Genomic DNA, 18,590 nt, shown 5'->3' with positions numbered 1-18,590 from the left:
ATGTCAAGACAGCGATCATGGATCGCAGCAAAGATGATCAGGCCCGGTTCACTGGACCGTGGCACGGGCGATCATGAAACGCTCGGCAAGCGGTCCAGCTGAAGGGGATGGCATTGAGGATTCACGGGTTGGGGCGCTGGTCGGGTGTCGTTGCCGCGGTAGCGATGACAGCGGCAATGACGGCGTGCGGTGGCAATGACGAGTCGGCCGAACAAGACGAGGTGAGCATGGAGCAGGTCCGAGAAATCGCGAAACAGGCCTATATCTACGGGTATCCGATGGTGGACAACTATCGGATTCAGTACTCCTACTTCGTCGACAAGGAGGATCCGAACTACAAGGGCACTTGGAACCGGCTGCACAGCATCGCCCGGGTCGCCACGCCCGCTGACACCGCCATCCAGACGCCCAACTCCGACACGCCCTACTCCTTCGTCGGCGCCGACTTGCGAGCCGAGCCGCTGGTGCTCACCATCCCGCCCATCGAGGCGGGCCGCTACTTCTCCGTTCAGTTCATCGATGCCTACACCTACAACTTCGCCTACGTCGGTAGCCGCACCACAGGCAATGGCGGTGGCAAATACCTGCTCGCCGGGCCGACCTGGCACGGCGAGAAACCCGCAGGCATCGCCGAAGTCATCAAGTCCGACACCGATTTCGCGTTCGCCGCTTACCGCACCCAGCTGTTCAATCCAGACGACCTCGATAACGTCAAGAAGATCCAGGCCGGCTACACGGCGCAGCCGCTGTCGGCATTCCTCGAGCAGCAGCCACCGCCCGCCGCGCCGAACATCGACTTCGCCAAGCCGCTCAGCGTCGACGACCAGAAGCGTTCCGTGACGTTCTTCGAAACCCTCAACTTTGTTCTGAAATACGTGCCGGTGCTGGATTCGGAGAAAGAACTGCGAGAGAAGTTCGCCTCCATCGGCATCGGCCCGGATGGCGATTTCAACGCCGAGAATCTGAGTCCGCAGCAGCGAGAGGCGTTCCAGGGCGCGATCACCGACGCGTGGAAGGCATTCGACGGGCTGCAGGCCAAGATCAACGACGGCACCGTGGGCGCGGGTGACGTCTTCGGTAGCCGCGAGCAGCTCGGCGACAATTACCTCTACCGGATGTCGGGCGCGGTCAACGGGATCTACGGCAACACCAAAGCCGAAGCGATGTATCCGATCTTCACACTCGACTCCACCGGCGCACCGCTCGACGGGGCCAACAACTACGTGTACCGGTTCGCACCGGGGCAACTGCCGCCGGTGCGCGCGTTCTGGTCCTTGACCATGTACGGGATGCCGCAAAGCCTGCTGGTCGCCAACCCTATCAACCGGTACCTGATCAACTCTCCGATGTTGCCCAGCCTCAAGCAGGATCCCGACGGCGGATACACCATCTACGTCCAGAACCAATCACCCGGGCCGGACAAGGAATCCAACTGGCTGCCTGCGCCGGAAGGATCCTTCCGCCTCCTCGAACGGCTCTACTGGCCCGAGGAAGCAGCGCTCGACGGCACCTGGCAGACACCCAAACCGGAAAGGGTCTAGAAACCCCCTGACTCGTCACCGGCCGGTGGCCCCGTCAATGAGCTCACGCAGGATGTCCATCTGCCCGGCATGGCGGGCAGTCTCTTCAATCATGTGAGTGAGAGCCCATCGGATCGACGGCGGCTGGCCTTGGCGCGTCGGCCGCAGGCACGGCAATTCGAGGTCGGCGCACTCGAGAACGGTGTGGTTGGCCCGTGCTGTGACACTTTGGTATTCGGCGCTCAGCGACTCAACCGTATCGCCGGGACCGGGATGGAAAGTGTTCTGCCAGTTCATGACCGACTCGCCCAGGAACGTGAATCTCTCGACATTGATCAGGTGATTCAGGAGCCCGAGAAGGTTCGTACCCGAGGGGACACCCGGTGTACGGACCTCGGTTTCTGGTACACCGTCGACCTTCTTGAGCACGCAGCTGCGAAGGTAGTCGAGGAATCCGATCAATACCTCTCGCTCGCTGCCACCGGTGGCCGGCGGTGGCGTATCGCTTCGACGTCGACTCTGAGCCATGGCATCGACCATAGCGATACGGAGTTACTCGTATCAGGATTGACTTATATTAACTGCGGCTTATTATTGTGGCGTGCACGCGTTCGATGTCCTCGGCGACCCGGTACGCCGCCGCATCCTCGAACTCCTGGCCGACGAGGAGTTGACAGCCGGCGACGTCGTGCGCGTGATCGGGAATGAGTTCGGGATCACCCAGTCGGCGGTTTCTCAGCACCTGAAAGTGCTGCGGGAGACGGGATTCGCGGGCATGCGGGCCGAAGGAACCCGACGCCTGTACTCACTGGACCCCGCGCCACTACGCGGTATCGATGAGTGGCTGGATCCGTTCCGGCCGTTCTGGGCGCCACGACTGGATGCACTCGGGACCGAAATCGCCCGCGGCAAAAAGGCGCGACGTGACACACCGACACACACCAGCAAGAAGGAGAAACCATGACGGACGCATCCGACCAGATCATCGCCTCCCAGGCGGAAGCGGTGCGCCGGGGACTCGCCATCGAACGTGACGGGACGAGTCAGCACACCACGCAGACCATCAGTCAGTCCTATCCGACCACCGTGGACGACCTCTGGGAGGCGTGCACCCAGGCCGACCGGCTTGAACGCTGGTTCGCACCGGTCAGCGGCGACCTGCGACTTGGGGGCCGCTACCAGGTCGAAGGCAATGCCTCAGGCGAGGTGGTGGCCTGCGAGCCACCCCGATCCTTCACCGTGACATGGGAGTTCGCCGGGGACACCAGCCAGGTGGCCGTGCAGGTGGACGACGAGGGGGACCGTGCGCGGCTGACCATCGAGCACACGCATGCCGGCGACGCCGACTCGGACTTCTGGACGCAGTATGGACCGGGCGCGACAGGGGTGGGCTGGGACCTCGCACTGCTCGGCCTGGCACTGCACTTGGTGGCAGGGGAGGACCGTCCGCAGGATCCCGAAGCCTTCACCCAAACGGCGCCGGCGCAGCGGTTCATCCGCGCCGCGAGCGAGAGCTGGGGCGAAGCGTCCATACATGCCGGAACGCCGGAGGAAGACGCCACCGCGGCCGCGAACCGCACGACCGCTTTCTACCTCGGTCAGGATGTGGAACCGTAGAGCAATATCATGCGAATCATGCGCTATCCTTTTAGTGCATGATTCGCACGTTTGAGCTCGGTGGGTGAACAATGACCGCTGCATATGACCACTTCGTCGACGTTGCGCACCGCATCAGGGAGAGCGCCGCGGCGCTCGGTGATGCGCTGGACGCCGTGCAGGTCTACACCGAACCGGCGATCGCGCGTGCCGTGCAGGCCGAGCGGAACGTATACGACCGCATCGAAGCCGAGTTCGGGCTGCTCACCAGCGCCGAGGCGGGCAGACGGTTGGGCTCGAGGTCGACCGCGCCTCGCAACCTGGCCGTCGCGACTCGCCGAAACGGAGCGCTGCTGGCGATCATGCGCAGACACCAGATGCTCTTTCCGGGATTCCAGTTCGGCGAGGACGGGCGACCGCTTCCGGTGATCCGCGTCCTGCGCGACCTCGCCGACGAAGCCGAGTGGTCGGAGAGCGGTGTCGTGCAGTGGTTGTGCGCGCCGACCACCTACCTCGGGGGACTGCGTCCGGTCGACGTTCTGGCGACCGATCCCGACCGGGTTGTGGACACGGCCCGGCGGGCCTGGACGGTCCAGTGGTGACATCTGTCCCACCGAAGCCGTTCAACCCGAAGACCGCAACACTAGGCGCCGGGACGCAGCTGTACCGAGTCTTCACCGCAGCCGAAGACCGTTCTGCCACAACGTTCAATCCCGGGTTCGGAGCGCCCACCAGATTCGCATTCTTCGGCACCCCCGCGGTTCCCGTCCTGTACGCGGCGGCCACCGAGGAGGCCGCCGTCGCCGAAACCCTCCTGCACGACATCCCGGTCAGTGGCGGCCTCCTGCCGTACGACAGGTACGCGCGGACGGTCATGGCGCGCCTGCACGTTGCCCGTCCGATCAAGGTCGGGGTTCTGCACGGGCTGGGGCTGCGGCAACTCAAGGTCACCGCCGACGAACTCACCGCCGGCGGTGCCGATACTTATCCGGACACGGTCAAGTGGGCACAGGCGGCGCACGACCGCGGGTTCGACGGTTTGGTGTGGATGTCGAGGCTGTGCAACGACGCCAAGGCATATGTGTTCTTCGGTGACAGGTGCGACGGTGCGTTCATCCAGGACTCCACCTTCGGTCGACTCTTTGCCACCGGTGCGGACCAACTCTGGCTGATCGATCTGTGCGCACCGCTGCATGTAGACGTGCTCCTCGGCCCCTGACACCCGGCCCGGGGTTGACTTCTTTCGCTCGCCGTGGCTATGGTCCACATCACCATTTGAAACGTTTCAATTCACGCGGGGAGCATATGGCGCACGCAGCAGCCGAGCGGGTGTGCTTCGTGTTGCAACTCAAGCCTGACCGCATCGACGAGTACGTCGCCGCCCACGAACACGTCTGGCCCGAAATGCTCGAGGCCCTGAGCAACGCAGGCTGGCGCAATTACTCGCTGTTCGTCCGCTCCGCCGACGGCCTGGTTGTCGGCTACCTCCAAACCGATGACTTCGAGGCCGCGCAGTCGGGTATGGCCGCCACCGAGATCAACGCCCGCTGGCAGGCAGGCATGGCCGACTTCTTCCAGAACCCGGCCGGGGTGCAACCCGACCAGGCGATGCGCCCGCTGACCGAGTACTTCCATCTCGACTGACGAAGGACCGATATGAACATCGGAGCACGGAGCACGACGGGGTGGCGAGCGACCATCGCGGTCGCCATGTCGAACTACATCGAGGCCGGGTCGATCATCGCCATCGCCACCAGCCTGGCGTTCTGGCAGGCCGAGCTCGGCATCAGCGACTTCGCGGTCGGTCTGCTTGCCGCGTTGAGCGCCAACGCCTTCGGCGCTGCAATCGGGGCGATCCTCGGTGGGCCGCTGTGCGATCGGTTCGGACGAAAAGCCATCTACACCTACGACCTACTGGTCTACATGGCCGGAGTGCTGCTGGCCGCGTTCGCCGTCAACTTCACGATGCTGCTCGCCGCCTTCGTCATCACCGGCATCGCCGTCGGCGCCGGGGTTCCCGCCTCCTGGACGTACATCGCCGAGCAGGCGCCATCGGAGGGACGAGCCAAGCACGTCGGGACTGCACAGTTGGCGTGGTCGATAGGGCCGCTCATCGGATTTGCGCTCGCCGCCGCGCTGGCTCCGATGGGTCTGCTCGGGTCAAGGCTCATATTCCTGCACCTGTTCGTCGTTGCCGCAGTCGTGTGGTGGGTCCGCCAGGGCTTGGCGGAGTCGACGATCTGGACCGAGGAAGGCCGGGATGCGGGGGCCACGGCGGCTGCTGTGTCGCCACTGGGTGCACGCGGGCTGCGCGGCCTGTTCTCGCGCAAGGTCAATGTCACCGCGCTGCTGTTCCTCGGTGGCATCTACCTGTTCTGGAATACCGTCGCGGGGCAGGCCGGCATCTTCATGCCCCGCGTCTACGACACCGCGGGACTGCACAGCCCGGTCGCGCAGAACCTGCTGCAGGTTCTGGTGTGGGGCTGCACCGTCATCGCCACCTACTTCGGTTTCATGCGCTACGCGGACCGGATGTCCCAGCGCCGCCTGTACGTCATCGGCGCCGCCCTGGGCATCGTCGGCTGGATCGTGTTGGTGGCGTTCACCGACGGTGGGGTGCCGACCATGTTGACGTTCGCGGTGCTGTGGGGCCTGTCGGCCGGTATCGGGGCCCAGGCGTTCTACAGCCTCTGGGCCAGCGAGATGTTCGCCACCCCGTACCGGGCCAGCGCACAGGGCGTCATGTTCTGCGTGGTGCGCAGCTTCACCGGCCTGCTGAGCTACTTCTTCCCGACGCTGCTCGTCGTCACCGGCCTCACCGGGGTCGGGCTGTTGCTGATCGGGCTGCTGACGGTGGGTCTGGTGATCGGTGCCGTGTGGGCGCCGCAGACGCGCGGAAAGACATTGCGGCAGATTGAAACCGAGCGTTACGACAAGATAGAAGGCCAAACCGCCACGACCGCGGAGGTGACGACCCCATGAACACCCTCTTGAACAACGTCGCGATCGAACTGCCGTCCTGGGCGTTCGGCAATTCCGGTACCCGATTCAAAGTGTTCGGCACACCCGGCACGCCGCGGACCATCGAGGAGAAGATCGCCGACGCCGCGACGGTGCACCGATATACCGGCATGGCACCCACTGTGGCGCTGCACATCCCATGGGACCGTGTCGACGACTACGGGTCGCTCGGCGCCTACGCGGCCGAACGCGGGGTCCGGCTGGGCACCATCAACTCCAACACCTTCCAAGACGACGACTACAAGTTCGGAAGCCTCACGCACACCGACAAGATGGTGCGGCAGAAGGCCATTGACCACCATCGGGCATGCATCGAGATCATGCACCAGACGGGGTCGCGGGACCTGAAGATCTGGCTGGCCGACGGGACCAACTACCCCGGTCAGGGCGACATCCGCGGCAGGCAGGAGCGGCTGGCCGAGTCATTGGCCGCCATCTATCAGCACATCGGCCCCGATCAGCGAATGGTCCTGGAGTACAAGTTCTTCGAGCCCGCGATGTACATGACCGACGTTCCGGACTGGGGCACTTCCTACGCCCAGGTCAGCGCGCTGGGCGAGCGTGCGAAGGTGTGCCTGGACACCGGCCACCATGCGCCGGGCACCAATATCGAGTTCATCGTCGCTCAACTGCTGCGCCTGCAGAAGCTCGGTTCGTTCGACTTCAACTCGCGGTTCTACGCAGACGACGATCTGATCGTCGGTGCGGCGGACCCATTCCAGCTGTTCCGCATCATGTTCGAGGTGATCCGCGGCGGCGGCCTGGATGGAGGGGGCGAGCGAAGCGACGGGGGAGAGTCGCGCTCGGACCTCGCGCTGATGCTGGATCAGTGTCACAACGTCGAGGCCAAGATCCCCGGTCAGATCCGCTCGGTGCTCAACGTGGCGGAGATGACCGCGCGGGCACTGCTTGTCGACACGGCCGCGCTGACCGCCGCGCAGGCCGAGGGAGACGTGCTGGGCGCCAACGCGATCTTCATGGACGCCTTCTACACCGATGTCCGGCCCGCCATGGCCGCCTGGCGCACCGAACGCGGGTTACCGGAGGATCCGATGCGCGCCTTCGCGGAGTCCGGCTACCAGAACGCCGTCAACGCCGAACGAATCGGCGGCACCCAGTCGAGTTGGGGAGCCTGAGAGGACCATCATGACCAATGCCACCGTGGCCGAGCTGATCGCCCGTTCGAACCGACTCGGGTCCGACCCGAGGAACACCAACTACGCCGGCGGCAACACGTCGGCCAAGGGATCCGAGGTGGATCCGGTCACCGGTGAGCCGGTGGACCTGCTGTGGGTGAAGGGATCCGGGGGAGACCTCGGCACCCTCACCGAGAATGGCCTGGCCGTGCTGCGGCTCGATCGGATGCGGGCGCTGGTGGGCGTGTACCCCGGCGTCGAGCGTGAGGACGAGATGGTCGCCGCGTTCGACTACTGTCTGCATGGCCGCGGCGGAGCGGCACCGTCCATCGACACCGCCATGCACGGTCTTGTCGATGCCGCCCATGTCGACCACCTGCACCCCGATTCGGGCATCGCGCTGGCGACTGCAGCCGACGGTGAGGCACTGACCAAGCAGATCTTCGGTGACCGCGTGGTGTGGATTCCCTGGCGTAGACCCGGTTTTCAGCTGGGCCTCGACATCGCCGAGATCAAGGACCACAACCCGCAGGCAATCGGCACCATCCTGGGCGGCCACGGCATCACGGCATGGGGTGACACCTCGGCCCAGGCCGAAGCCCGGTCGCTGGAGATCATCGAGACCGTGCAGCGGTACATCGATGCCAACGGCAGGCCACAGCCGTTCGGCGGACCGCTGGACGGCTACGGCGCGCTGCCGGATGACCAGCGTCGCACCAAGGCGGCCGAGCTGGCGCCATTCCTGCGTGGGTTGGTCTCGACCGACCGGGCCCAGGTGGGCCATTTCACCGACGACGACCGCGTGCTCGAATTCCTCAGCGGCAGCGAGCATCTCAGGCTTGCGGCATTGGGCACCAGCTGCCCGGACCACTTCCTGCGCACCAAGGTCAAACCGATGGTGCTCGATCTGCCCGCCGATGCTCCGGTCGAGGAGTGCCGCGCCAGGCTGGCCGCGCTGCACCAGGGCTATCGCGCCGATTACCAGTCGTACTACGACCGCCACGCGGATCCGGCGAGCCCTCCCATTCGCGGCGCCGATCCGGCGATCGTACTGATCCCCGGCGTCGGAATGTTCAGCTACGGCAAGGACAAGCAGACCGCGCGGGTGGCGGGCGAGTTCTACCTCAACGCCATCAACGTGATGCGGGGTGCCGAGGCGATCTCGACCTACGCACCCATCGACGAGGCAGAAAAATTCCGCATCGAGTACTGGGCACTCGAGGAAGCCAAACTCGCCCGGATGCCCAAACCCAAACCGCTGGCCACCCGCATCGCGCTGGTGACCGGCGCTGCCTCGGGCATCGGCAAGGCCATCGCCACCCGCCTGGCCGCCGAGGGGGCATGCGTGGTCATCGCCGACCTCGATGCCGGCAAGGCTGCTGCCGCGGCCTCAGAAATCAAGACGGCGATCGGGTCCGACGATGTCGCAATCGGTATCGCGGCCGACGTCACCGACGAGAATGCCGTGCAGGAGGCGGTCGACGCGACCGTGCTGGCCTTCGGCGGCATCGACATCGTGGTGAACAACGCCGGATTGTCATTGTCCAAGTCACTGCTGGAGACCACCACCCAAGACTGGGATCTGCAGCACAACGTGATGGCGCGGGGATCCTTCCTGGTGTCGAAGGCGGCTGCCCGTGCCCTGATCGACCAGAAGCTCGGCGGCGACATCATCTACATCTCGTCGAAGAACTCGGTGTTTGCCGGCCCCAACAACATCGCCTACTCGGCGACGAAGGCCGATCAGGCTCACCAGGTGCGGTTGCTTGCGGCCGAGCTCGGCGAGCACGGCGTGAAGGTGAACGGCATCAACCCCGATGGAGTCGTCCGCGGCTCCGGCATCTTCGCAGGCGGATGGGGTGCGAAGCGGGCCGCCGTCTACGGCGTCCCCGAAGAGGAACTCGGTGCGTACTACGCCCAGCGCACCCTGCTCAAACGGGAGGTGCTGCCGGAGAACATCGCCAACGCCGCGTTCGCACTGTGCACGTCGGACTTCTCGCACACGACAGGGCTGCACGTACCGGTCGACGCCGGTGTGGCCGCGGCCTTTCTCCGATGAGCGCTCGCGCGAACAGCAGAATGCACCGATGAGGACCGGCCGGTTCGTCGCGGTGGACCTGGGCGCCACGAGCGGCCGGGTCATGCTGGCGGACATCGGGTCGCGCAGCTTCGAGATGCGCGCGCTGCACCGGTTCGCCAACGATCCGGTCTACCTGTGGGACGGCGACCGCACCGCGATGCACTGGAACCTGCCCGGACTGTTCGCCGAGGTCTGCACCGGGCTGGCCGAGGCCGGGCGCATGGCGCCGGATCTGACGAGCGTCGGCGTGGACTCGTGGGCCGTCGACTACGGGCTCCTGCGGGCCGGCAAGCTGCTCGGCCTGCCGTACAACTACCGCGACGCGCGATGTGCGCGAGGCGTCGACGCCGTACACGCCACCGTGTCGCAGGACCAGATCTTCGCCCGTAACGGTTTGCAGTTCCTGGCCTTCAACACGATGTTCCAGCTCGCTGCCGACCGCGCCGAGGGTCTGCTCGGCCTGGCGGATGCTGCGCTGCTGGTCCCAGACCTGATCGGTTACTGGCTGACGGGCCGGATGTCGACCGAGCGGACGAACGCCTCGACCACCGGACTGCTCGGAATCGATGGGCATTGGGACGAGGACCTGGCTGCCATGCTCGGTCTACCCGGCTCGCTGTTCCCTGAACTGGCGGAGCCGGGGACCGATCTGGGCCCGATGCTGCCCGGGCTCACCGACCGGGCTGGGCTGCCCGGTGGACTACGCGTCACCACGGTGGCCTCCCACGACACCGCTTCGGCGGTCGTGGCCATTCCGATGGACGCGGCGTCGGCGGCCTATATCTCTTGCGGTACCTGGGCGTTGGTGGGCGTGGAACTGGGCGCGCCGGTGGTTACCGAGGCGGCGCGGATCGCCAACTTCACCAACGAGGTGGGTGCCGACGGCCAGACTCGCTTCCTACGCAACGTGATGGGCCTCTGGTTGCTCAGTGAGTCGGTGCGGCAGTGGGAACGCGACGGATTGCGGATCGACCTACCGGAACTGTTGGAACAGGCCGCCACCTGCGCACCGCCGACGGAGGTCTTCGACGGGGACGATCCCCGGTTCGTCGAGCCCGGCGACATGCCTGCCCGCATCGCCGACTGGTATGCCGAGCGCGACCTGCCGATTCCGGCGGGTCGGCCTCAGCTGACGCGCGCGATCGTCGAGAGCCTCGCCGCCGGTTTCGCCCGCGGTGTCGAGCAGTCCGCGGCGCTGTCGGGTGTGCCGGTCCGGACGGTTCACCTCGTGGGCGGCGGCGCCCGCAATCGGCTGCTGTGTCAGTTGGTCGCCGACCGGGTGGGCGCGCCGGTGGTCGCTGGGCCCGTCGAAGCGACCGCGATGGGTAACGTACTGATCCAGGCCCGTGCACACGGCGTCTTGCGCGGTGGCCTCGGCGAGCTGCGCGACACCGTCGCCACTGCGGTGCCGACCGAACGTTTCGAGCCGCAACCGGCCCGGGCAGGAAGGGTGCGAGGGGAGTAGCGCCAATGGCTGCCGGAATCCGCGACGTCGCCGCGGCCGCATCAGTGTCGGTCGGCACGGTGTCGAACGTGCTCAACGCACCGGATCGGGTTGCGCCTGCCACGGTGGCGCGGGTACACGCCGCAATCGAGAAACTGGGTTTCGTGCGCAACGACGCAGCGCGTCAGCTGCGTGCGGGCCGGTCTCGCAGCATCGGGCTGCTGGTACTCGATGTCGGGAACCCGTTCTTCACCGATCTGGCCCGCGCAGCCGAACGCCATGCGGCACGCAGCAATCTGGTGGTGCTGCTGGGCACCACCGATGATGACGCGCAGCGTGAGCGGGCCTATCTCGAGACATTCGAGGAACAGCGCGTCTTCGGTCTGCTGATCTCGCCTGTCGGCGACGACCTGGACCGCCTGCTCGTCGTGCACGGACGGGGCATCCCCGTGGTACTGGTCGACCGCGACGGTGCGGGGACACCGTTACCGTCTGTTGCCGTCGACGACGTCGCAGGCGGCCGGCTGGCGGTGGCCCACCTGTGCGAACAGGGTCGCCGACACATTGCATTCGTCGGTGGCCCGCACGGCCTGCGGCAGGTCGCCGATCGCCTCGCCGGGGCCCGCGAGGCCATCCGCGAGTACCCGGGCGCCACATTGGCGGCGATCCCCACCCACGAGCCGAGCGTGCTCGCGGGGCGTGCCGCAGGTGAGCGTCTGTGCACGTTGCCTGCCGGCGACCGACCCGATGCGGTGTTCTGCGCCAACGATCTCCTGGCGATCGGAATGTTGCAGGCACTGATGAACGGTGGCGTGAGCGTCCCGGGCGATATCGCCCTTATCGGTTACGACGACATCGACTTCGCCCGCTCGGCGGCGGTTCCGCTGTCCTCGATCCGGCAACCGAGCGCAGACATCGGGACAACCGCGATCGACCTGCTGTTGACTGCAGCCGAGTCACCCGACCTCGAACCCCAGCATGTGGTGTTCCGTCCCGAACTCGCTGCGCGAGCCTCGACCGTCACCCCGTGATGGGGTATCCGCCGTAGACACCGGCTGCCCACAAGGGCCGGTAAGGTACGAGGCACGGTGTGCCGGGAAGTCTGGTCGGCAGCACGGGTGCGGCGATTTGCCCGCGCGTGCTTATGAGTGTCGATACAGCTGAGGTGTTCATTTGTCAGACAACCGATCGCGTCAACCGGCCAAACGCGCATTGTTTGCCCGCGGCTCGTGGTCAGAAACATCGCGCGTCTCTGACATCTTGCGCAAGGAGACGGTCGGCGGGGCACTGCTGCTGGCGGCGACGGCGATCGCGCTGGTCTGGGCAAATTCGCCGTGGTCGTCGGCCTATGACACCCTGCGCGATACCCGTGTGGGCACCGACAGTCTCGGTCTGCATTTGGACTTGAGTTTGGGCACGTGGGCAGCCGACGGCCTGTTGGCGATCTTCTTCTTCGTCGTCGGACTGGAACTCAAACGCGAATTCGTCGCCGGGGATTTGCGTGACCCCGCCCGCGCGGCGCTGCCGATCGCAGCGGCACTGGGCGGGATGATCGTGCCCGCGCTGATCTTTGTCGCCATTACAGCCCACGTGGGCGGTGACGCGACCCAAGGATGGGCGATTCCCACCGCTACCGACATCGCCTTCGCTGTCGCGGTGCTGGCAGTGCTCTCAACCCATCTTCCCGCGGCGTTGCGCACGTTTCTGCTGACTCTGGCCGTCGTCGATGATCTGCTGGCGATCACTGTGATCGCGGTGTTCTACACCGACGAGGTCAATCTGGCAGCCCTTGGGTTGTCGCTGCTTCCGCTCGCACTGTTCGCCGTGTGCGTGCAACGCCGTGTCCGGTCATGGTGGGTGCTGATTCCACTGGCAGTTTTGACCTGGGCCTTCCTCCACGAGTCGGGCATCCACGCCACCGTTGCCGGCGTACTGCTGGGTTTCACGGTCCCTGTGCTGCGTAGCCAATCCGCTGGCGGACCTGATGCCGGGCCCGGTCTGGCTGAACATTTCGAGCGCCGAATCCGGCCGATTTCAGCGGGTTTCGCCGTTCCGGCGTTCGCGTTCTTTGCCGCCGGAGTGACCGTCGGCGGCTACAAGGGCTACTTCGAGGCACTCAGCGATCCGATCGCGGTCGGGATTGTGGCCGGCCTGGTGGTGGGCAAAGCGGTCGGCATATTCGGCACCACCCGGATTTTGTCGGCGGCGACGCGCGCGTCGTTGGACGCCGCGCTCCGCTGGATCGACGTGTTCGGCATCGCGCTGTTGGCGGGCATCGGCTTCACGGTGTCGCTGCTGATCGGCGATCTGGCGTACGGCATGGGCACCGACCGCGACCAACATGTCAAGATCGGGGTACTGACCGGATCGGTGATTGCTGCAGTCATCGCGTCGATGGTGCTGATGATGCGAAACCGCCACTACCGCAAGGTGTGTGCCGAGGAAGCCCGGGACGAGGACCACGACGGTCTGCCTGACGTATTCCTGCCTTCTGAGAGCCAGTAACGCGACGTCGTCTGCATTCGCGTCAGAAGCGGTACCGCACCACCCAGACGCCGCGCCGCGCCTGCGCGCGCCAGCGGGCGAAGAGTTTCGCGATCATGCGGGTCGGCCAGGCGAATTGGGCCGCTTCCGGCGCTTGTGCGCCGAGCACCTCTTCGACGTAGGTCAGTTGCGGGTTGAGCTGTTCGACCGCGTGCGGGTCGTCAAAGCCATAGCCGCGGCAGCTCCTGGGGATGCCTACCGACCGCAACACGCCCAAAGACCCCATGAGCCGGGCGGCGATACGGGTATAGGCGTTGAAGACGAGTTCACCGCCGGAGGTGAAGTGATCGGTGATGGCACGGAGGATCTGACGGTTTTCGGCCTCGGTGAGAAATCCGAGCACTCCGTCGGCAACGACCACGGCCGGCCGGTCGCGTGGCACGCTCTGCAGCCATCCCGGCTCAGTGAGTGACGCGGCGATCAAGTGGGAACGATCCAGTTCGGGGATCACCTGCCGGCGCAGAGCCATGACGCCAGGTAGATCGATGTCGTACCAGTCGACGGTGATCGGCGATGAGACGCGGTGCATTCGGGTTTCCAGCCCGCAGCCCAGTTCCACGACGACTGCGTCGGGATGCTCGGCGATGAATCGGGTGACGAGCCGGTCGAGCATGGCGCTGCGTACGGCCACTGCGATCCTGACGGTGCCTGACAGCTTGACCGGGTCGTGAGATAGACGGCTGCTGACCGTGTCAGCCAGGCCGTCGGCAAGCAGCGGCCGGCTGGTGCGGGCATCGGCCGCGCGGCCGCTGAGCGTGACCAGCAGTGTTCTTTCGACCGGTGTGAGGTGCTCAAGGGTTACCGTCATTGATTGCCTTTCTGATGGTCGCGGTAGTACCTGCTGTAGCGGCCCACTTCTGTGTGAGCGGTCAGTCGTGAGAGCGCCCGGGCGGGGCAATGGTGTCGCTGACGACCGTAGGGGCGCGGCGCTCCTGACGTTTCACGACGTAGCGCAGTGTCATCAAAACGGCAGCCGGTACCGCCATCAGTATCAGCACTTCGACCATCTGGTTCATCGATCGCCTCGCTTGTCAGCGTCCACCCCGGAGAGCAGATCCTGTTCGTTTGCCGGCCCGGCGTAGACGTGCCGCGCCACCGACACGGTGAATGGTTCGAGGCCAGGTTGGGCAACCAACCGCGATCGGCGCGCTGGCATCCCGTCGGCCAGAGATAAAGAGTTCACATCCGTTAGCTCTACCCGTTGCCGCCGGAGAGTGCACCTATCCATACGAATCCTTAACGCCCACCCCACCACAACGTATTGGGCCGAGATGCGCGTGGAACTTTCGTGCTGCTGATGACGACTTCGCCAAAGCCACTCAACGTTGTGCATACACCGCGCGTTCGATGGGGGAGGCGTTCATCGAACGGCCTGCCGGCCGCAGATACCGTTCGGAGTACTCCTGCGCACCGACCTGCTCACGCTGATGCCAGCCGTAGCCGGCGAGGAATTCCGGCACCTGATCGGGATGCAGACCGAACTTCCACAGTCGTTTGTTGACGACAAATTCGTCGTACGCCGCGCGCGCACCGTAGAGGTGCTCGCCGTCAAGAAAGTCTTGGCGCACAAAGGTGAAAGCCAAAGAGCTACCCGGCGCGGCGCCTGCCAGATGGTCCATCGTGGAACGCACTGCATCGTCGGTGAGGTATTGGGTGACCGCTTCCCAAATGTAGAAGACGGGCTGTGTGCGGTTGAAACCCGCATCATCGAGCCGACGGGTCAGATCATTGGCCTCGAAATCGACGGGCAGCAGTGTGACATGGGATGGCACCGCTCCGAAACAGCGTCGCAGCGCTTTGGTCTTGGCAGCGATGTTGGTGGACAGGTCGACTTCACATACCCTGACCCCGGCGAGCTCGGGCATCCGGTACGCCCGGGTGTCGAAACCTGCGCCGAGGATCACCACGGCCTCGATGCCGCCGGGGTGCGCGGCGCGGAGTTGGTCGTCGATATAACGTTTGCGGCACAGAAAACTTGCCCAGCCTCCGTCGAACTTCTTCTCCGTGGCGGAAATCAGCAACCGGCGCATCACCGACCACCGCGTGCTGGACGCGGCGAGGCGGCCCGTCAGGGGCAACATCCGCCGGGCCCAAGGATCGTGGATCAATGGAGACTGTTCGTACTGGTCGGCGGCGACGATCACCATGGGGCCGATCGCGGTTTGGGCAGCAGGTGCGTTCATCAGCTCACTCCTGGTCTGTGGCCTTGTGGCGCTGGGGCTTACGCCCCGCCGTCGGTGAGTTGCCGCGGGTCGCCGATGCCTCGGGCTGCTCGTGCCATCGATCGAGCAGCGCAGGCAGTTCGGCCAGCAGAAACGCGTAGAAGCCACGCATCTGAGTGAGGCGCCCGTAGGCGGGGCTGCGACTGTCGGTCGCCGCGATACCCTCGTCGGCAGCGGCCTGCATTGCTGCGATGGTCTCGTTTTGGTTGGTGAACAAGACAGCCCAGGCGTTGTCACGCAGCCGATAGTGGTCGCGGCGGCTGGCGGGTACTGCGACCCGCTCTGCCAGGCCGACCGACGTGAGCATTTTCAGCGCACCCGAGATCGCGCCCGCACTGGCACCCAGGGTTTCGCCCAATTCACCCATCGTGAGGTTGACCTGCTCGGTGAACAGCAACGTCGCCAACACCCTCGCAGTCATCCGCTGCAGTCCGTGGCTGGTCAGTACCACGGCGAGCTGTTCGGCTGCCTCTTGTAGATCTGGCGATGTTTCCGCCACGAATCCTCCTCTTCTCAAACGGTCTTCACTATTTTGTGAAAGTTTAGTACAGTCAGCTTTGGTGTTCCGGGAAGTCTGGTCGGAGGTGTTGTATCGACCTGCGCGCGGCTGCCGCGCCGACCTGAAAGGCGACTGAGAACCCGATGCCCACCACGCCGAGCGTCATCGCTCCACCGCCCGCTACCACCACCGATGTCATCAGTGTCGCGGGGCTGACCTTCACGTATCCGAAGGCGACCCAACCCGCGGTGCGGGGAATGGAGTTCACCGTCGGGCGCGGGGAGATCTTCGGATTCCTCGGCCCCAGCGGTGCGGGGAAATCGACGACCCAGAAATTGCTCATCGGGCTCCTGCGAGGCCATGACGGCCAAGCCGACGTGTGGGGTCGCGATCCGCTGGCGTGGGGGCCGGACTACTACCAGCGGGTCGGGGTGTCGTTCGAGCTGCCCAACCACTATCAAAAGCTGACCGGTCTGGAGAATCTGCGCTTCTTCGCCTCACTGTATGGCGGGCCGACCGCAGATCCGATGCAGTTGCTGGAGTCGGTTGGTCTGGCTGACGCCGCCAATACGCGGGTGGGCAAGTATTCCAAGGGAATGCAGATGAGGCTGACGTTTGTACGGTCGCTGATCAACAATCCTGAGTTGTTGTTTCTCGACGAGCCGACCTCAGGTTTGGACCCGGTCAACGCACGCAAGGTCAAGGACATCATCTTGGGCCTGAAAGCCGAGGGCCGCACCATTTTCCTGACCACGCATGACATGTCCACCGCTGACGAACTGTGCGATCGGGTAGCGTTTGTCGTCGACGGCACCATCGTTGCTCTCGACACCCCAGCCGAGCTGAAAATCGCGCGCAGCCAACGGCGCGTGCACGTGCAATACCGCGCCCACGGCGGCACGTTGGCCACCGCCGAGTTCGCGATGGACGGGCTTGCCGACGATCCGGCGTTTCACGCGGTGCTGCGCGACCATCACGTCGAGACCATCCACAGCCGCGAAGCCAGCCTCGACGACGTGTTCGTCGAGGTAACCGGAAGGCAGCTGACATGATTCGACTGATTTCTGCGCTGCGCCTGGAACTCACGTTGCAGTACCGGCAGAAGTTTCTGCACGCCGGCATCTTCTCCGGGCTCATCTGGCTGACCGTGCTGTTGCCGATGCCGCAGCACCTGCGCCCGGTCGCCGAGCCCTATGTCCTGGTCGGCGATATCGCGATCATCGGCTTCTTCTTCATCGGCGCCGCAGTGTTCTTCGAGAAGCAAGAACGCACCCTGGCAGCCATCATCTCCACACCGTTGCGGTTCTGGGAGTACCTGGCTGCCAAACTCATTGTGTTGTTGACCATCTCATTATTTGTTGCCGTCACCGTGACGTCCGTCGCCGATGGGTTCGCCTACCACCCACTGCAGTTGATTCTCGGCGTCATCCTGGGCACGCTGCTGATGCTGCTGGTCGGCTTCATCACCTCGTTGCCGTTCAGCTCGGTAACCGACTGGTTTCTTGCCGCGACGATCCCGTTGGCGATCATGCTGGTCCCGCCGCTGATCTTCTACTCCGGGCTGTGGCCCAACCCGGTGCTCTATGTCATACCCACCCAGGGTCCGCTGCTGCTGCTCGGTGCCGCCTTTGATCAAGTGGCGTTGAGTACGGGCCAGGTCGTCTACGCGGTGGCCTATCCGTTGCTCTGTCTGGGCGGGTTGTGCTGGGCGGCCCACCTCTTGTTCGACCGCTTCGTCATCGAAAGGTCCGGCGTGCTATGACGACCGTGCTGGGATTTCGCTCAGGCAGGGCGCTGGCCGCCTTTGGCCGCAACGACATTCGCGGGACCTACCGTGATCCGCTGCTCGTCATGCTCATCGTGGCGCCGGTGATCTGGACTACCGGAGTTGCGGTGCTGACGCCAATGGTGACCACCATGCTGGCCGAGCGTTATGACTTCGACCTGGTGCCCTACTACCCGCTGGTGCTGACCGCATTTCTATTGCTCACCAGCATCATCGTCGCCGGTGGGCTGGCGGCATTCCTCGTCCTCGACGAGATCGATGGCGACACCCTGACCGCACTGCGCGTCACGCCGGTGCCGCTGTCGACGTTTTTCGGTTACCGCGCCGCCACCGTCATGGTGGTCACCACCATCTACGTGGTCGCCACCATGTCCTTCAGCGGGATTCTCGAACCGGGGCTGGTCCCGGCGCTCATTCCGATCGGGATCGTCGCCGGCCTGTCAGCGGTGGTGACCCTCCTGCTGATTGTTGCGATAGCCAGCAACAAGATTCAAGGCATCGCAATGGTGCGGGCCCTGGGCATGCTGATCGCAGGGCTACCGTGCCTTCCGTGGTTCATCGACTCCGCCTGGAACGTGGCTTTTGGTGTCCTGCCGCCATATTGGGCGGCCAAAGCCTTTTGGGTGGCATCCGAACACGGCACCTGGTGGCCGTACCTACTCGGTGGCGTGATCTACAACCTGGCCATTGCCTGGCCGCTGTTTCGCCGATTTGTCGCCAAGAACACGTGACATCAGTCCGA

At 64.9% G+C, this 18,590-nt stretch carries 20 protein-coding genes; 15 read left to right on the top strand and 5 right to left on the bottom strand.

What is annotated here, in order from left to right; genetic code table 11:
• The first annotated feature begins 107 nt into the window (after positions 1 to 107).
• Complete coding sequence (locus M1247_RS29915; RefSeq protein WP_410506966.1) at positions 108 to 1,541, top strand: DUF1254 domain-containing protein; 1,434 nt, start codon at positions 108 to 110, stop codon at positions 1,539 to 1,541.
• 15 nt (positions 1,542 to 1,556) lie between these two features.
• On the opposite strand, the gene M1247_RS29910 is transcribed toward M1247_RS29915, so the two are convergent.
• Positions 1,557 to 2,048 carry a DinB family protein gene (locus M1247_RS29910; RefSeq protein ID WP_317160046.1) on the bottom strand — a complete coding sequence of 164 codons (492 nt, stop codon included), beginning with the start codon at positions 2,046 to 2,048 and terminating at the stop codon, positions 1,557 to 1,559.
• A gap of 73 nt (positions 2,049 to 2,121) precedes the next feature.
• Here M1247_RS29910 and M1247_RS29905 point away from each other — a divergent pair, with 73 nt between their 5' ends.
• The 11 genes from M1247_RS29905 (at position 2,122) to nhaA (ending at position 13,302) form a co-directional block, all read left to right on the top strand.
• Complete coding sequence (locus M1247_RS29905) at positions 2,122 to 2,484, top strand: ArsR/SmtB family transcription factor (RefSeq protein ID WP_317160045.1); 363 nt, start codon at positions 2,122 to 2,124, stop codon at positions 2,482 to 2,484.
• On the top strand, positions 2,481 to 3,137 hold the full coding sequence (locus tag M1247_RS29900; protein WP_317160044.1) for an SRPBCC domain-containing protein: 657 nt from the start codon (positions 2,481 to 2,483) through the stop codon (positions 3,135 to 3,137). Before M1247_RS29905 ends, M1247_RS29900 begins: the two co-directional genes overlap by 4 nt.
• 71 nt (positions 3,138 to 3,208) lie before the next feature.
• The gene (locus M1247_RS29895) at positions 3,209 to 3,718 is read left to right on the top strand and encodes a hypothetical protein (protein WP_317160043.1); all 510 of its coding nucleotides are present in this window, start codon (positions 3,209 to 3,211) and stop codon (positions 3,716 to 3,718) included.
• Positions 3,715 to 4,335 carry an RES domain-containing protein gene (locus M1247_RS29890; protein WP_317160042.1) on the top strand — a complete coding sequence of 207 codons (621 nt, stop codon included), beginning with the start codon at positions 3,715 to 3,717 and terminating at the stop codon, positions 4,333 to 4,335. The genes M1247_RS29895 and M1247_RS29890 overlap by 4 nt, the downstream gene beginning before the upstream one ends.
• A gap of 86 nt (positions 4,336 to 4,421) precedes the next feature.
• Positions 4,422 to 4,760, top strand: coding sequence for an L-rhamnose mutarotase (locus tag M1247_RS29885; RefSeq protein ID WP_317160041.1), 339 nt, complete (start codon positions 4,422 to 4,424; stop codon positions 4,758 to 4,760).
• Positions 4,761 to 4,772: 12 nt separating this feature from the next.
• Positions 4,773 to 6,098 carry an MFS transporter gene (locus M1247_RS29880; RefSeq protein WP_317160040.1) on the top strand — a complete coding sequence of 442 codons (1,326 nt, stop codon included), beginning with the start codon at positions 4,773 to 4,775 and terminating at the stop codon, positions 6,096 to 6,098.
• Positions 6,095 to 7,273 carry an L-rhamnose isomerase gene (gene rhaI / locus M1247_RS29875; protein ID WP_317160039.1) on the top strand — a complete coding sequence of 393 codons (1,179 nt, stop codon included), beginning with the start codon at positions 6,095 to 6,097 and terminating at the stop codon, positions 7,271 to 7,273. Before M1247_RS29880 ends, rhaI begins: the two co-directional genes overlap by 4 nt.
• A 10-nt stretch (positions 7,274 to 7,283) precedes the next feature.
• The gene (locus M1247_RS29870) at positions 7,284 to 9,332 is read left to right on the top strand and encodes a bifunctional aldolase/short-chain dehydrogenase (RefSeq protein ID WP_317160038.1); all 2,049 of its coding nucleotides are present in this window, start codon (positions 7,284 to 7,286) and stop codon (positions 9,330 to 9,332) included.
• A 28-nt stretch (positions 9,333 to 9,360) separates the two neighbouring features.
• Positions 9,361 to 10,818: a rhamnulokinase gene (locus M1247_RS29865; protein WP_317160037.1), complete on the top strand. Its 1,458-nt coding sequence runs from the start codon at positions 9,361 to 9,363 to the stop codon at positions 10,816 to 10,818.
• Between the two features lie 5 nt (positions 10,819 to 10,823).
• Positions 10,824 to 11,828: a LacI family DNA-binding transcriptional regulator gene (locus tag M1247_RS29860; protein WP_317160036.1), complete on the top strand. Its 1,005-nt coding sequence runs from the start codon at positions 10,824 to 10,826 to the stop codon at positions 11,826 to 11,828.
• A gap of 142 nt (positions 11,829 to 11,970) precedes the next feature.
• Positions 11,971 to 13,302 carry a Na+/H+ antiporter NhaA gene (gene nhaA / locus M1247_RS29855; RefSeq protein ID WP_317160035.1) on the top strand — a complete coding sequence of 444 codons (1,332 nt, stop codon included), beginning with the start codon at positions 11,971 to 11,973 and terminating at the stop codon, positions 13,300 to 13,302.
• Positions 13,303 to 13,324: 22 nt separating this feature from the next.
• On the opposite strand, the gene M1247_RS29850 is transcribed toward nhaA, so the two are convergent.
• From M1247_RS29850 to M1247_RS29835, 4 genes are all read right to left on the bottom strand, one after another.
• On the bottom strand, positions 13,325 to 14,149 hold the full coding sequence (locus M1247_RS29850; RefSeq protein ID WP_317160034.1) for a class I SAM-dependent methyltransferase: 825 nt from the start codon (positions 14,147 to 14,149) through the stop codon (positions 13,325 to 13,327).
• Positions 14,150 to 14,210: 61 nt separating this feature from the next.
• Positions 14,211 to 14,357 (bottom strand): hypothetical protein, encoded by a 147-nt coding sequence (locus M1247_RS29845; protein ID WP_317160033.1) that lies wholly within the window; start codon positions 14,355 to 14,357, stop codon positions 14,211 to 14,213.
• Between the two features lie 303 nt (positions 14,358 to 14,660).
• The gene (locus M1247_RS29840; protein WP_317160032.1) at positions 14,661 to 15,524 is read right to left on the bottom strand and encodes an SAM-dependent methyltransferase; all 864 of its coding nucleotides are present in this window, start codon (positions 15,522 to 15,524) and stop codon (positions 14,661 to 14,663) included.
• Between the two features lie 4 nt (positions 15,525 to 15,528).
• Positions 15,529 to 16,062 (bottom strand): GbsR/MarR family transcriptional regulator, encoded by a 534-nt coding sequence (locus M1247_RS29835; protein ID WP_317160031.1) that lies wholly within the window; start codon positions 16,060 to 16,062, stop codon positions 15,529 to 15,531.
• 143 nt (positions 16,063 to 16,205) lie between these two features.
• Here M1247_RS29835 and M1247_RS29830 point away from each other — a divergent pair, with 143 nt between their 5' ends.
• From M1247_RS29830 to M1247_RS29820, 3 genes are read left to right on the top strand one after another with little or no spacing between them, the layout of a single operon-like run.
• Positions 16,206 to 17,114, top strand: coding sequence for an ABC transporter ATP-binding protein (locus tag M1247_RS29830; RefSeq protein WP_317160030.1), 909 nt, complete (start codon positions 16,206 to 16,208; stop codon positions 17,112 to 17,114).
• Complete coding sequence (locus tag M1247_RS29825) at positions 17,111 to 17,824, top strand: fluoroquinolone export ABC transporter permease subunit (RefSeq protein WP_317160029.1); 714 nt, start codon at positions 17,111 to 17,113, stop codon at positions 17,822 to 17,824. The genes M1247_RS29830 and M1247_RS29825 overlap by 4 nt, the downstream gene beginning before the upstream one ends.
• The gene (locus tag M1247_RS29820) at positions 17,821 to 18,579 is read left to right on the top strand and encodes an Rv2686c family ABC transporter permease subunit (RefSeq protein ID WP_317160028.1); all 759 of its coding nucleotides are present in this window, start codon (positions 17,821 to 17,823) and stop codon (positions 18,577 to 18,579) included. Before M1247_RS29825 ends, M1247_RS29820 begins: the two co-directional genes overlap by 4 nt.
• Positions 18,580 to 18,590 lie beyond the last annotated feature (11 nt).

Source organism: Mycobacterium appelbergii (genome assembly GCF_032883035.1).
GTDB lineage: Bacteria > Actinomycetota > Actinomycetes > Mycobacteriales > Mycobacteriaceae > Mycobacterium > Mycobacterium appelbergii.
The sequence above is the reverse complement of the archived record's forward strand: the minus strand, read 5'-3'. Positions and strand labels throughout refer to the sequence as shown.